This is a genomic window from Streptomyces sp. NPDC007164 (assembly GCF_040634135.1).
Taxonomy (GTDB): Bacteria; Actinomycetota; Actinomycetes; order Streptomycetales; family Streptomycetaceae; genus Streptomyces; species Streptomyces sanglieri.
Genome location: NZ_JBEYFB010000027.1, coordinates 71,223 through 85,184, shown reverse-complemented (window position 1 = coordinate 85,184; position 13,962 = coordinate 71,223). Strand labels below are relative to the sequence as shown.

The 13,962-nt window shown below is 70.5% G+C and carries 10 protein-coding genes; 4 read left to right on the top strand and 6 right to left on the bottom strand.

Annotation, left to right across the window (positions count from 1 at the left end; genetic code table 11):
- Positions 1–20 precede the first annotated feature (20 nt).
- Positions 21–3,407, bottom strand: a complete 3,387-nt coding sequence (locus ABZ622_RS27995; protein WP_360547736.1) for an AAA domain-containing protein — start codon at positions 3,405–3,407, stop codon at positions 21–23.
- Positions 3,408–3,597: 190 nt separating this feature from the next.
- Here ABZ622_RS27995 and ABZ622_RS27990 point away from each other — a divergent pair, with 190 nt between their 5' ends.
- On the top strand, positions 3,598–4,263 hold the full coding sequence (locus ABZ622_RS27990; protein ID WP_360547734.1) for a hypothetical protein: 666 nt from the start codon (positions 3,598–3,600) through the stop codon (positions 4,261–4,263).
- 232 nt (positions 4,264–4,495) lie between these two features.
- On the top strand, positions 4,496–6,784 hold the full coding sequence (locus tag ABZ622_RS27985; protein ID WP_360547732.1) for a glycosyl hydrolase family 18 protein: 2,289 nt from the start codon (positions 4,496–4,498) through the stop codon (positions 6,782–6,784).
- A gap of 105 nt (positions 6,785–6,889) precedes the next feature.
- On the opposite strand, the gene ABZ622_RS27980 is transcribed toward ABZ622_RS27985, so the two are convergent.
- A complete protein-coding gene (locus ABZ622_RS27980; protein WP_360547728.1) occupies positions 6,890–7,519 on the bottom strand; it encodes a TetR family transcriptional regulator in 630 nt (209 codons plus the stop codon).
- Positions 7,520–7,628: 109 nt separating this feature from the next.
- Here ABZ622_RS27980 and ABZ622_RS27975 point away from each other — a divergent pair, with 109 nt between their 5' ends.
- Positions 7,629–8,897 carry an extracellular solute-binding protein gene (locus ABZ622_RS27975; RefSeq protein ID WP_360547726.1) on the top strand — a complete coding sequence of 423 codons (1,269 nt, stop codon included), beginning with the start codon at positions 7,629–7,631 and terminating at the stop codon, positions 8,895–8,897.
- A 73-nt stretch (positions 8,898–8,970) separates the two neighbouring features.
- On the opposite strand, the gene aceB is transcribed toward ABZ622_RS27975, so the two are convergent.
- Both aceB and ABZ622_RS27965 read right to left on the bottom strand, forming a co-directional pair.
- Positions 8,971–10,590, bottom strand: a complete 1,620-nt coding sequence (gene aceB / locus ABZ622_RS27970) for a malate synthase A (protein WP_360547724.1) — start codon at positions 10,588–10,590, stop codon at positions 8,971–8,973.
- Between the two features lie 234 nt (positions 10,591–10,824).
- Positions 10,825–11,430, bottom strand: coding sequence for a nucleotidyltransferase family protein (locus ABZ622_RS27965; protein WP_360547722.1), 606 nt, complete (start codon positions 11,428–11,430; stop codon positions 10,825–10,827).
- Between the two features lie 289 nt (positions 11,431–11,719).
- Between ABZ622_RS27965 and ABZ622_RS27960 the strand changes: the two genes are divergently transcribed.
- On the top strand, positions 11,720–12,019 hold the full coding sequence (locus ABZ622_RS27960) for a DUF5955 family protein (protein ID WP_241196650.1): 300 nt from the start codon (positions 11,720–11,722) through the stop codon (positions 12,017–12,019).
- A 28-nt stretch (positions 12,020–12,047) separates the two neighbouring features.
- Here ABZ622_RS27960 and ABZ622_RS27955 read toward each other — a convergent pair whose 3' ends face one another.
- Positions 12,048–12,686, bottom strand: a complete 639-nt coding sequence (locus ABZ622_RS27955) for a response regulator transcription factor (protein ID WP_360547720.1) — start codon at positions 12,684–12,686, stop codon at positions 12,048–12,050.
- The gene (locus ABZ622_RS27950; RefSeq protein ID WP_360547718.1) at positions 12,683–13,891 is read right to left on the bottom strand and encodes a sensor histidine kinase; all 1,209 of its coding nucleotides are present in this window, start codon (positions 13,889–13,891) and stop codon (positions 12,683–12,685) included. Before ABZ622_RS27950 ends, ABZ622_RS27955 begins: the two co-directional genes overlap by 4 nt.
- Between the last annotated feature and the right edge of the window lie 71 nt (positions 13,892–13,962).

Below are 13,962 nucleotides of genomic sequence, written 5' to 3'. Positions count from 1 at the left end.
GCGCCGGTGAGGCCCGGTGATCAGATCCGGCGCTGCTTCGGTACGAACATGGCGTCCTCCGGGTGGACTTCACGCATCGCTCCGCACGGACGGAGCTTTCCGGTCTGCGGGTCGGTGGCTTTCGTGGGGCAGGTCCACACCCAGTAGTGACTCCGTGGCGCCTTCTTCTGACTGATCTTGTACTTCCCGGCTTCCATCTCGGAACCGCATCGTGTGCATACGGCCGGGCGGGAGAGGGCCGAGGCGTGTTCGTGTTCCAGCAGCGTCCGGGCGAAGCGGCTGCCACGGAACCGGACCATGATCTCGCGGCGGGCCCCGCTGCCCCGGGGACTGTGGGACAGCGTGTTGAGGCTGCCCAGGAAGGTCGTCCGCTCGTCCACGACGAGGATCTTCTGGTGCATGGTTCTGATGTGCACCACCTGACCCACTCCCGCCCGCAGTTCGGGAAGTCGCCGGGCGGCGTCGGCGGCGGTGGCGGCATTGCGGTGGCGCAGCTGCCGTTGCAGACCCTCGTCCGATTCCTCGACGACGAAGACGACGACGCGCACACCGCGCAGCCGGGCCGCGTTCAGATGGGGCAGGACATCCCACAGCCGGGTGTAGTACCAGGGCGCCCAGAGCCAGATCGACTCCTCGGCGGCGTCGATGGCGTCCAACGCGGCGGGGAAGTAGTCGTGCTCGTCATAGACGGCATCCCACCGCACATGTCCGTCGAACGCCTGCCAGATCTCGCGTTGAATCGCGGTGGAATCCTCCGCGGAGAGCTCGGACTCGTCCATGCCGAGCAGATGCGCGGCCCGCACACCCAGAATGCGGCGGTCCGGGCCGGGTGTGGCCATCTCCCGGACGTGCGCGAGTACGGTTCCGGCCGCGGCCCGGTACACGGCCGACCACGCTGCGACGATGTAGACCCGCCGACGGGCACGTGTCGCTCCGACGTTGAACAGCCGTGCCCCCGTGCGCGCGAAATCCGAGCTGCTGCCCAGATCTCCGAGTCCGGTCCAACCGAGTGTCCTGCCGTCCTCGACGAGGTCGAGCACCACGACATCGAACTCCCGGCCCTGGAAACGATGCGCCGTGCCGACCTCGACCGGCGGTGACCGGTGCAGGCTGCCCTGATCGGCGAGCCAGTCGTGGGTGAGGTCGGCCTGGGCGTTGTACGGGGTCACGATGCCGACTGATTCCCCCTGGTCACGATGGTGTTCAGCGAGCGCTTGGGCGACCACACTGCCTGCCGTCCACCAACGCCCCCTGCCCTTCCTGGGGGTGTGGGCGACGCCGAGTCCCTCATCGCCGAGTTGGTCGGTGGTGATCAGTACGATCTCGGGATCCTCCTCCCGGTTCCGTTCCACCACGGCGGAATCGAGCCTCGGGCCGTCGGGGAGCGTGCTGCCGTATGCGATGCGGTTGACCAGCTCGGTGAGATCGGGCCCGAAGCGGTGAGTGGTGAGCAGCGCGGCACAGCCGGGGTGTGCCATGGCCTCGTCCGGCGTACCTATGCCAGCCACGGCGAAGCAGTCGCGGGTGAGCCAGCGCGACAGCTTGGTGTCGGACGGGGTGCGTCTGTGTTCGATCGGGCCGAGTTGGCAGAAGTCGCCGAGCAGGACGGCGGTTTCACCGGCCTTGGCCACTGCGACGATCAGCTCCGGCAGTGCAGCGGCGGCGGCCTCGTCCACCAGCACGACGTCATAAGGGCCCGCCGCGACCGCCTTGTTGATCCGCATCCGGGCAAGGGTCGTCGCCACGACCTTCGCATTGCGGATGATGTCGGGCTCCGCCCGGGCACGGAGCCGGCTGATCTCCTTGAGCAGCTGCTCGTGTTGCTGCTCCAGGTCCCGGCAGCGCTTCAGCGACGTCGCGGCCTTGCCGCGCAGGGCGGTCCGCTTCGCCTCCATGGCCGGGAGGTCGGCCCGGTCCGCCGCGTCCACCGTGGTGCGGTCGTCGGGGAGTGGCCCCGGTTGCCGCTGTTGTGCGGAGGAGAACCGCGCACGCAGCCCGTCATGCGTCTGCCGTGCTTCGGAGAGCGAGTCCTCCGTGTCGTCGAGACACGAGCGGGCCCGTGCGGTGGCCTCGGCGAGCCGCGTCAGCTCGGCGGCGTCGACCGGGTGGGCCAGACGTGTCAGTTCGCCGATGCGCGGCTCAAGGAGCTCACGCTGACGGTCGAACGCCGAGGCGGCCCGGGAGGCCGCCTCGGCGAGATTCACCTGGCGGGCGACCAGGGACGGAAGCGCCTGCGTGAGTTCAGCACGTCGTTTCCGGTTGCGCAGGCGAGCCCTGACGCCTTGTTCCAGATCGAGTGTGTCCAGCTCCTGCCGGGCCTTCTCCAGCGGGAGCCGCGCCTTGCGGGCCGCCGACTGCGCGGGGAGCAGTTCCTGCTCCATGGAGTCGAGCACCGCCCGCAGACGGACCACTTCAGTCAGTTGGGCGCGCTGATCGTCCACCGCCCGTTCGGCCGCGACGCATCGCCGAACCGTTTCGGCAGCGTGGTCGCGGCGACCGGTCGCTTCCTTGACCTCGGTGTCCGCGTCGGCGACGTCGGCCGCCAGGGCTGCGAGGCGGCTGCCGTGGGCGAGGCGGTCGTGTGCCTGCCGGTACGCCTCGGGGTCGTAGCCCGACAGGGCGTCGTCCAGGCTGCGGAGCCGTGTGAGTACCGGGGAGTCGCGAAGGGCCAGAAGCTCGCTCTCCGTCTGTTCCCGGCGGTCCTCCGTCTCCCGGATCCGTTCCTGCACGAGCAGCGCGAGACAGACCCGGGGGTCGTCGGCGACCGAGGCGAGGTGGGGCGTACCGACCCGGACCAGCTCGCCGGGCAGCAGTCCCGTACGCGTCTTGACAGCGCCTTCGAGCGCGTTGTCCACCGCGATGTTCGTGCCGGACACGAGGAGCACGCGCTTGTTGCGGGAGGCGAGATGGTCGATGGCGCGTTTGAGCACCGTTGTCTTCCCCGTGCCGGGCGGCCCCCACACGAGCCGGATGCCCGGCGTGGTACAGGCGAGATAGGTCTGTGCCTGTGCTCCCTGGAGCACGCCGGCGCACGCCGTGCTGGTGAGCGGCGCCACGGGGCTGAGCCGGTCGGAGACCAGTTGTTCGGCGAGGCCGGGGTCATCGATGGCGCAGAGCGCCTCGTGGAGGCTCTTCTCCAGAAAGTCGTCGGGCCGGCCCATGGCCCACAGGCCGAGGCCGTGAACGGGTGCGTGCGCTCCCACCTGGAGGCGCAGTCGTTCGGTCTCCGCGACGTGGGAGATGACGCGATAGGTCGAGTCGCCCGCGGCCGAGGGGCCACTGCGCGGCGCCAGACACATTTCGGTGAGATCGTCCGGGCCGACCTGGCGTGCGTAGGTACTCAGCGCGTACCACCCGTCCTCCAGATGGACGACATCGCCGAAGTATTTGAATTGCCGGTCCTTCATTGATTCGGAAGAACGCTCGGCTGCTCGGGTCCCGCACAGGGCCGCGACCGCTTGCGTCATTTCGTCCAGCCATCGCGGCACGTGCGGATCCCCACTTTCGTCGAATGAGCATGATCGGATCCGCGGGGGACGCTTGTCCAGGGGGCGCCGACCGGTGGCGTGATCGCGCCCTTGTCCCACCGGAATACACATGGGATCAAGTCATGAGGCAGGTGAGGGCGGGAAGCGCGGCACCGAGGGGAGCGGCACGATGGAGCCGTCGGACTGGGCGATCAAGTGTTTCGGGGCGCACGCCGGGCAATTGACGCGTGCCGTTCCGCAACGGCTGCGGAATGCTCATGTCCGCGCACTCGCGGGTCATGCGGCATCGAGGCTGAAGCGCAATGCCAAGTACGGCCAGATCCTCGCGGAAGCGGCTCTTGAGGAACTCGCCGAGGAAGCCGAGTCGCTCGGCGGCGAGGTACGCCTTCTCGGCGGCAGGCCCTACGCGATCATTGCGGATCACGCACTCTTTCCGTACCGGTACGCAAACCGGAAGGTGCCGCTTCAGAAGGCGCGATTTCGGTCAGGAGTCTCGGAGCGGCGCAAGAGGCTGTACAACGCGCACGGTCCGGACGGGTGGAGCGCCGGCACCCTGTTCGACGTCGAAGGGGAACAGCTGGAAACGGAGGCATATCTGAGGCTCCGTGAGGCATTCGAAGAACTCGGTTCGCAGACACGTCTCGTGTCGGTCTTCTTCACCAGCGACACGCAGGACGGCATCCACCAGATCCACTGGGGCGAAGCGCGGTTGGAGATCGACCGGACTTTCCAGTGGGAGCGCCACGAGGAGTTGCCACCCGCCGTCGAGGCCTGAGGCCTGAGGCCTGAGGCCTGGGGTCTGAGATCCGAGGTCCGAGATCCGAGGTCCGAGATCCGAGATCCGAGGTCCGTTCCGGCCGGATCCCGTTGTGGTGCGGCCATGTCTTTGGTCTGTACCTATTGACGTAGTGGTCCAGACCTCTTAGTTTCCCCTGTGCTCCATGGCACCAAGCATCCCGCTCCCCCTCAGGACCGCCTCACCGGTCCCTGCCTCAAGGGAGAACCCCATGTTCGAGCACATGACACTCAGACGGAGACCGGCGACCGCCCTCGTCGCCGTTCTCGGACTGCTCCTCGCGCTGCTGTCCCTGCAGGCCGCACCCGCGCACGCGGCGGGCAAACTGACTGCCACCTTCACCTCGGCCGACAACGGGTCGTGGTGGAAGGGGACTTACGTACTGCACAACGACACCGACACCGCCGTGACCGGATGGAGCCTCGAATTCGACCTGCCGGCCGGGGTCGCGATCGACACCTCGTACAACGGCACCGTCACCACCCGGGGCAGCCATGTCACCGCGGTCAACGCCCACTACAACGGCACGGTCGGCGCGCACAGCACCAGCGAGCCGTACAGCTTCTGGTTCGTCGCGACCGGGCCGATCACGGCGCCGGCCGGGTGCCGGATCAACGGTGACAAGTGCGACGGCTCCGCGGACGTGCCCCCGGGCGCGCCCGGCGGGCTGAAGCAGACCGATGTCACCGCCCGTACCGTGTCGCTGTCCTGGACGGCGGCCACGGCCGGTGACTTCCCGGTGGCGTCGTACGACATCCTGGCGGGCGGCAAGGTGGTGGGCTCGGCCACCGCGACGACCTCCGCCACGGTCACCGGGCTGACCCCGGCCACCGCCTACTCCTTCACCGTCCGGGCCAAGGACACCCGGGGCAACACCTCCGCCGAGAGCGCGCCGCTGGCCGTCACCACCGTCGACCCGGCCACCGACACCTCCCCGCCCACCGCACCGGGCGCGCTGCACGCCACGGCGACCGATTCCTCGTCCGTCACGCTCGCCTGGACCGCCGCGACGGACAACCAGCGCGTCGCCGCGTACGACATCTACCGGGACGGGGCGCTGGCCACCACGGTCCCGGGCACCACGACCACCGCCACCATCGGCGGGCTCTCTCCCTCGACCTCGTACACCTTCACCGTCAAGGCGCGTGACGCGGCGGACAACGCCTCACCGGCCGGCAACGCGCTCACGGCGAAGACCGACGACATCGTCGGGGCGGGCAACTACGCCAAGGTCGGCTACTTCGTCCAGTGGGGCATCTACGGCCGCCAGTACTTCGTCAAGAACCTCCACGACTCGGGAGCCGCGGACAAGCTCGACATCGTCAACTACGCCTTCGCCAACATCGACCCCAACAACCTCACCTGTCTGAACGGTGTCACCAAGGGCACCACCGCCGACCCCCAGGACCCCGAGCAGGGCACCGGGGCCGGTGACGCCGACGCCGACTACGGGCGCCCGTTCAGCGCCGCCCAGTCCGTCGACGGTGTCGCGGACGACGGCTGGGGCAAACTGCGCGGAAACTTCAACCAGTTGAAGAAACTGAAGAAGCTCCACCCGGACCTGAAGATCGTGGTCTCGCTCGGCGGCTGGACGTACTCGAAGTACTTCTCCGACGCGGCGGCCACCGACGCGGCCCGCAAGAAGTTCGTCTCCTCCTGCATCGACATGTACATCAAGGGCAACCTGCCCGAGTACAACGGTGCGGGCGGCCCCGGCACCGCCGCCGGGATCTTCGACGGCTTCGACATCGACTGGGAATGGCCGGGTACGGGAACCGGGCACCCCGGCAACCACTACTCGCCCGACGACAAGGGCAATCTGACCCTGCTGCTCGCCGAGTTCCGCAAGCAGCTGGATGCCCTGGGCGGCGGACACCGCCTGCTCACCGCCTTCACCCCCGCCGACCCGCAGAAGGTCGGCGAGGGCTGGGACCTGGGCAAGGTCTTCGACTCCCTCGACGTGGCGAACGTCCAGGGCTACGACTTCCACGGCTCCGGCAGCGACAACTCCTGGGAGCCGAACCGCACCGGCCACCAGGCCAACCTCTACACGGACGACCAGGACCCCTACGACTTCCACTTCAGCGCCGACGCCGCCGTCAAGGCCTACACCGACGCCGGTGTCGAGCCCCGCAAACTGACCCTCGGCATCCCGTTCTACGGCCGGGGCTGGCAGAACGTCGCCGACGGCGGCGCGGCCGGCGAATGGCAGACGGCCGGCGGTGCGGCCCCCGGACAGTTCGCGGAGGAGGCCGGAACCCGCGGCTACGCCAACCTCGTCGGCGCGTACCCGACGATGACGGTCCATCACGACGAGCAGTCGGTGTCGACGTACGGCTACACCGGCAGTCAGTGGTGGTCCTTCGACGACGCCTGGTCCATCGGCAAGAAGACCGACTACGTGAAGTCCAAGGGGCTGCTGGGGGTGATGATCTGGGAGATGTCCGGTGACACGTCACAGGGCACATTGATGAACGCACTGGACACCGGTCTGAAGTAGCCGGAGCGGCACACCGGTCGCCGGTCCGCGGAGCCCCACCGGGCCCGCGAACCGGGCGGGCCCGCGACCGGGCCGTTCGTCGGCCGGGCGGTACGGCCCCCGCGGTCAGACGCCCTTCAGCGCGCCCTCCGCCGAGGTCAGGCAGTGCTGTGCCAGTGCCGCCGGGCCCTGCGGCCCGGCGGCCGGGGCGTCGCCGGCCGCCCAGGTCTCCACCGCGGCCCGCACCGCCGCGCCGGCCACCCCGGCCGTCAGCCGGGTGTCCAGTGAACCGGCTCCGTCCGGGAGCCCGGCGCGTGCCGCGAGGACCCCGGTCAGGGTGACGTCCGCGTCGTGGCACGCGTCGTTCCACACCGACTGGAGGGCCGGGCTCCGCGTCGCCATCCTCAGCAGCGACCGCACCCACTCCAGGGACTCCGCCGCCGCCGTGTCACCGGGGGGCGGAGTCAGCGCGCGTGCCGCCGCGTGCCGCAGCGCGTCCGGCAGCGACAGATCGGCCGGGGCGTCCCGGACCGCCTCCACCCACTGCCGGGCCCCGGCGGCGAGCAGAGGTGTGATGGCCTCCTCCTTGGTCGCGAAATAGCGGTAGAAGGTGCGCGGGGCGACACCCGCGGCGCGCGCGATGTCCTCGGCGCGGGTGGTCCGCAGGCCGTGTTCCACGAAGAGCGCCGCCGCCGTGCGGGCGATATCCATCCGGGTCGCGGCCTTGCGCCGCTCCGTCAATGAGCCACCTTGCATGCGGATCAGGTTATGCCCTGGAGTTGGCGCGCCCAGAAGGCGGATATTGCCCTTGTGGCAGAATCTGCCATAAGGGCACGTGTTGGGCTAGCAAGAGGTGGCAAGAGCGGTGCGTCGGCGGCAGTTCCTTCTTCAGACGGCCGGCCTCGCCGGCACCACGGCCGCGCTGGGGCTCACCGGCTGTTCGGCGAGCAAGGACGTGAAGCTCCATCTGCTCGTGGCCAGTTACGACAAGAGCATCGGCGCCTCGCTCGGCGACCAGTGGGACGCCGTCGTCGCAGCATTCGAGAAGCAGCACGCCGGGATCAGGATCGAGCTGGAGCGGGTTTCCTACACCAGGATCGACAAGACGCTCGCCCAGCGGGTCGAGGAGGGCCGGGCGCCCGACATCGCGCAGTCGAACGTCTTCGCGCCGTACGCCGAGGACGGCCGTCTCTACAACATGAGCCAGCTGTTCGACATCGCCACTCAGGCCGACTTCATCCGGTCCTTCACCGACGCGGGCACGGTCCGCGACGCCACCTACGGCATTCCGTTCCTGGCCAGCACACCCCGGCTCTTCTACAACAAGGAGCTCTTCCGGCGGGCCCGCGTCAGCGGTGCCCCCACGTCGTGGGACGAATTGCGGGCGTCCGCCCAGGCGCTGAAGGCGATCGGCGTGAAGACGCCGTACGGGCTCCAGCTCGGCCCCGAGGCGGCCGAGGACGAGGCCCTGTCCTGGCTGCTCGCGGCCGGCGGCGGCTACACGAGCGAGCTCGCGGAGTACGACTTCGTGAAGCCGGAGAACGTCGAGGCCCTGACCTGGCTGCGGGACGAGCTGGTCACCGAGGGGCTGGCCGGTGCCGACCCCATGAAACTCAACCGGACCGACGCGTACACCCAGTTCATGCGGGGCGAGATCGGCATGATGATCGGCCACCCGATGCTGATGGGCGCGGCCGATCAGGCCAAACTCCCTTACGCGCACGCCGCGTTCCCCAAGAAGGACGGCGGGGCCGCCCCTCCGGTCGGGATCAGCGACTGGCTGATGGCGTTCCGGCGCAACGACCACCGCAAGGAGTGCGGCGCCTTCCTCTCGTTCCTCTACAGCGGGAAGTCCGCCCTGACCTACGGCGGCAGCCAGTCCGCGCTGCCCGTGACGTACTCCGCGTCCGACGCGGCGACCGGGAAGCCCGCCGAGCAGCCGCTCTCACCGTTCATCGAGCAGCTGTCGAACGCCCAGTTCGCACCGGTCAACATGCGTTCCTGGCCCGCAGTCCGGGGCACCATCCGCACCGATGTGGGCCAGGCGGTGATGAAGGGCGGCGACCCCCGGTCCGTGCTCACCTCGCTCGACGAGTCGGCCGTCAAGGCGGGCATGGCGGCGGCGACCTCCTGACGGCCGCACACCTCCGCCTCCGGCGCTGTGCGGTGCCGGGGGCGGAGCCGTGTCGGTTCGAACGGTGCGGGGCTCAGCCCAGCTGCTCGTACGCGGGGAGCGTCAGGAAGTCCGCGTAGTCCTGGTCCAGGGAGACCTGGAGCAGGAGGTCGTGGGCCTGCTGCCACCTGCCGGCGGTGAACGCCTCGTCGCCGATCTCCGCGCGGATCGCGGCGAGTTCCTCGGCGGCGACCTCGCGGGCCAGCTCCGCCGTGGCGTGCTTGCCGTTCTCGAAGACCACGTCCGCGTTGATCCACTGCCAGATCTGCGAGCGGGAGATCTCCGCGGTGGCGGCGTCCTCCATCAGGTTGAAGATGGCGACCGCGCCCATGCCGCGCAGCCAGGCCTCGATGTAGCGGATGCCGACCGCGACGGCGTTGCGCAGGCCCTCGTAGGTGGGCCTGGCGTCCAGGGTGTCGATGGCGATCAGGTCACCGGCGGCCACCGCGACGTCCTCGCGCAGGCGCTCCTTCTGGTTCGGCTTCTCGCCGAGGACCGCGTCGAAGGAGGCCATGGCGATCGGGACCAGGTCCGGGTGGGCGACCCAGGAGCCGTCGAAGCCGTCGTGCGCCTCGCGGTCCTTGTCGGCCTTGACCTTCTCGAACGCGACCTTGTTGACCTCGGCGTCGCGGCGGGACGGGATGAAGGCGGCCATGCCGCCGATGGCGTGCGCGCCGCGCCGGTGGCAGGTGCGGACCAGGAGTTCGGTGTACGCGCGCATGAACGGGGCGGTCATCGTCACCGCGTTGCGGTCCGGCAGGACGAACTTGGAGCCGCCGTCGCGGAAGTTCTTGACGATGGAGAAGAGGTAGTCCCAACGTCCCGCGTTCAGCCCGGAGGCGTGGTCGCGGAGCTCGTAGAGGATCTCCTCCATCTCGTACGCGGCGGTGATCGTCTCGATCAGGACGGTCGCGCGGACCGTGCCCTGCGGGATGCCGACGTAGTCCTGGGCGAAGACGAAGATGTCGTTCCAGAGGCGGGCCTCCAGGTGCGACTCCGTCTTCGGGAGATAGAAGTACGGGCCCTTGCCGAGGTCGATAAGGCGCTGGGCGTTGTGGAAGAAGTAGAGGCCGAAGTCGACCAGCGCGCCGGGCACCGGGGCGCCGTCGAGCTGGAGGTGACGCTCGTTCAGGTGCCAGCCGCGGGGGCGGGTGACGACGGTGGCGAGCTCGTCGGCGGGCTTCAGGGCGTACGACTTGCCGGACCTCGGGTCGGTGAAGTCGATGGAGCGGGTGTACGCGTCGATCAGGTTGAGCTGGCCGAGGACGACGTTCTCCCACGTGGGGGCGGACGCGTCCTCGAAGTCGGCGAGCCAGATCCTCGCGCCCGAGTTCAGGGCGTTGATGGTCATCTTGCGGTCGGTCGGACCGGTGATCTCCACCCGGCGGTCGTTCAGCGCGGCCGGAGCCGGCGCGACCTTCCAGGAGTCGTCCGCGCGGATCGCCGCCGTCTCGGGCAGGAAGTCCAGCGTGGAGGTGCGGGCGATCTCGGCGCGGCGCTCGCCGCGGCGGGCGAGCAGCTCGTCACGGCGCGGCGTGAACTGCCGGTGCAGCTCGGCCACGAACGCGAGGGCCGCTTCGGTCAGGACCTCGTCCTGCCGGGGCAGGGGCTCGGCATCGACGATGGCCAGCGGGGACGGCGCTGGTGCGGACATGAGCTGTCACTCCTTCAGCGGGCGGTGCGGGCGGCGTCTCACGGCCGCCGGGTCGCCTGAAATGGCACGGCGTGCCAGGGCTCCGGGATACGGGCGTGGAAGCCGTCCGAGGTGCAGAGAGCTTCTGACCAGTGGATAGTAGTTTCCTCATGGTGGAAGTTCAATGGTTTGTTGATGTCGAGATTCTCTGGGTCGACAGAAGTGGCCCCGGGATGGCGCGGCGTGCCAGTCCGGTCACCCGAGGTGTCTCAGGTCCTCCACCGTGTCGATGTCGTACGCCTGAGCCACATCCGAACACTCGACGAGCGTGATCGCATCGCGGTGCGCCCGCAGATACGCCCGAGCGCCCTGGTCGCCCACCGCCCCCGCCGCGATCTCCGCCCACAGATCCGCCCCGAACAGCACCGGATGGCCACGCTCCCCGCCGTACGCGGCGGCCGCGATCCCGGTCCGCGAGCGGTACGCCGAACGCACCCGGCCCACCGCGTCCGCACCGATCCCCGGCTGGTCGACCAGGAGGACGAGCGCCGCGTCCGCCCCCGTGGCGGCCAGCGCCCCGAGCCCCGCCCGCAGCGACGAGCCCATGCCCTCGGCCCACCCGGGGTTGACGGTCACCGAGCAGCCGGTGAGGTCGGCCCGGTCCCGGACCCGCCCGGCCGCCGCGCCCAGCACCACCTGGACGGGGCCGCAGCCGCCGTCCCGCAGCACCCGCACCGCGTGCTCGACCAGTGGCCGGCCATGGTGTTCGAGCAGCGCCTTGGGCCGTCCGCCGAGCCGCCGCCCGCCGCCCGCGGCCAGCAGCAGCCCGGCGACCTTCGGGGTTGGTGTTGTCGGAGTCATGCGGTCTGGATACCCCAGCACGCCCCGGACGTGCACCCTTCGCACCTCGCGCACTCCCTTGGCACACCCTTCGCGCAGGCAGGCGGAGGCGGGCGCGGGCGGGAAAGCCGTCCACCGCGATCCACCCGGATCACCCATACGGGACACCCCGAATTCCGTCCGCGGAGTGGCGCTCGACAGCTTTCATGGCGTTAACTTGCGCGCACGCCCGGACACTTGACCAACGGTGTGGGGACCGGTCGGAACACTGGCACAAGGATGTGCGAGGGGGAGTGCTTTGTTGCGAAGCGTGGGGCAGACGCGGGTGACCGGCAGCGAGGACCCGAGGGTGACGGAGCTGCGTACGGCCGTCTCCCGGCTCCGCCGCGAGCTGGCCGGGCATCCGCGCGAATTCCCGGACCGGGGTATCGCCGAGGACGAACTGGCCGCGCTGGACGCGATGGCGGCGAGCGGTGTCCCCGAGATTCCGCGGCTGCGCCGTTCGCTGCTGCTGATCGCCGGGGCGATCGGCTCGGTGAGCGCACTGGCGTCGGCGCTCAGGGACGTACGGGTGGCCGTCGACCTCTTCGGTGAGCCGCCGCGCGGCTGACCGGTGACCCGGCGGCGGGGCGACGGGGTCAGCGGCGGATGAGCCTACGGGCGGTCGCCGCCGCGACCGCCGAGGTGCGCGAGTCCACGCCCAGCTTGGCGTAGATGTGCACCAGATGGGATTTCACCGTCGCCTGGCTGAGGAAGAGCCGCTTGCTGATCTGCAGGTTCGACAGCCCCTCGCCGACCAGTTGCAGCACCTCCAGTTCCCGCTTGGTCAGGGCCTCCGCGGGAGTGCGCATGCGGTCCATCAGGCGGTGTGCGACGGCCGGCGCCAGCGCCGACCGGCCCGCCGCGGCCGTGCGTACCGCCGCCGCCAGCTCCTCCGGCGGGGCGTCCTTCAGCAGATAGCCGGCGGCGCCCGCCTCGACGGCGGCCAGGATGTCGGCGTCCGAGTCGTACGTGGTGAGGATCAGGACGCGGGGCGCGCCCCGCTGTGCGGTGATCGCCGCGGTGGCCTGCGATCCGTGCATGCCCGCGCCGAACTGGAGGTCCATGAGGACGACGTCGAACTCGCCGGTCGCGGCGAGCGAGACGGCCCGCTCGGCCGTGGCCGCCTCGGCGACCACCCGGAAACCCGGTTCGGAGTCGAGTACGGCGCGCAGCCCCGCCCGCACCACGGGGTGGTCGTCGGCGAGCAGCAGCCTGATGGGGGCGGGGGTGGTCATGCGGCGTCCTGTCCTGGCCGGCCGTCGGGGATCGGGAGCGGAAGGGTGAGGGCGACGGCGGTGCCCTGACCGGGGGCCGATTCGACACTGAGCGTGCCGCCCAGGGAACGGGCCCGCGCCCGCATCGCGGGCAGCCCGAAGCCCCCGGTGTCCTGGTCCGCGACGACCGGGCCGCGGCCCGGGGCGAACCCCCGGCCGTCGTCGACGACGTCCAGCGACACCGAGGTGTCCATGAAGCTGAGGGTGATCTCCGCACGCCCGGCCCCGGCGTGCCGCACCGTGTTGGCCAGCGCCGACTGGGCGGTGCGCAGCAGCGCCACCTCGTACGGGGTGGGCAGCTCCACCGGTGTGCCGCTCACCGCGAACTGCGCCGTGAGGCCGGGGCCCGTGGTGCGGGACGAGAGGCGTTCCAGGGCGGCCGCCAGGGAGCCGTTCTCCAGGTCCGGCGGCGACAGGGCGCGGACGAAGCGGCGGGCCTCGGCGAGGTTGTCCTGGGCGGCCTCGCGGGCCCGGCGGACGTGCGGGGTGGCGGGGGCGTCGGCGGGCAGGGTGCGTTCGGCGGCGCGCAGCAGCAGCTGGATGCTGGACAGGCCCTGGGCGAGGGTGTCGTGAATCTCGCGGGCCAGCCGCTCACGTTCGGCGAGCGTGCCCGCGGTGCGTTCCGCCTCGGCCAGCTCCGCCCGGGTCGACATCAGCTCCTCGATGAGCTCCCGGCGCCGCTCGCTCTCCCGGAACAGCGCCTCGTACCCGAGGACCGTCGCCACCGCGACCGCCGCCCCGAGCAGCGGACCGATGAAGGTGCCCGGTGAGACGGGCTCGCCGTGCAGCACGAAGCAGGCGATGGCGGCGGCCGCGGTGACCGCGACCGCGGGCAGCGCCCAGCGGGTCGGCAGCAGATGCAGTTGCAGGAAGTACAGCGGGAAGGCCACCCACAGGGCCTCCGGCGACAGGACGAGCAGCGCCAGCCACGCGGCGCCCAGCGCCGCCAGCCACAGCGCGCCCGCGCGGGTGCGGGGCTGTACGGCGGGGGCGAGTGCGCCCGCCGCGTACAGGGCGGCCGTCACAGCGCTCACCACGACGACGGCCCTGGGATGTGTGCCGTCGGCGACGGCCCGTACCGCCGCCAGTGCCAGCAGTCCCACCAGCAGCGCGTGCAGACACAGCCGCAGCGCGGCGGCGACCGGGGGATGGGCGCGGGAATCCATGATTCGTCCAGCGTAGACGCGGGGTGCCGGGGGCCGGTCAATCGAAAGGTTGATGTCGGGCCCCACCGCCG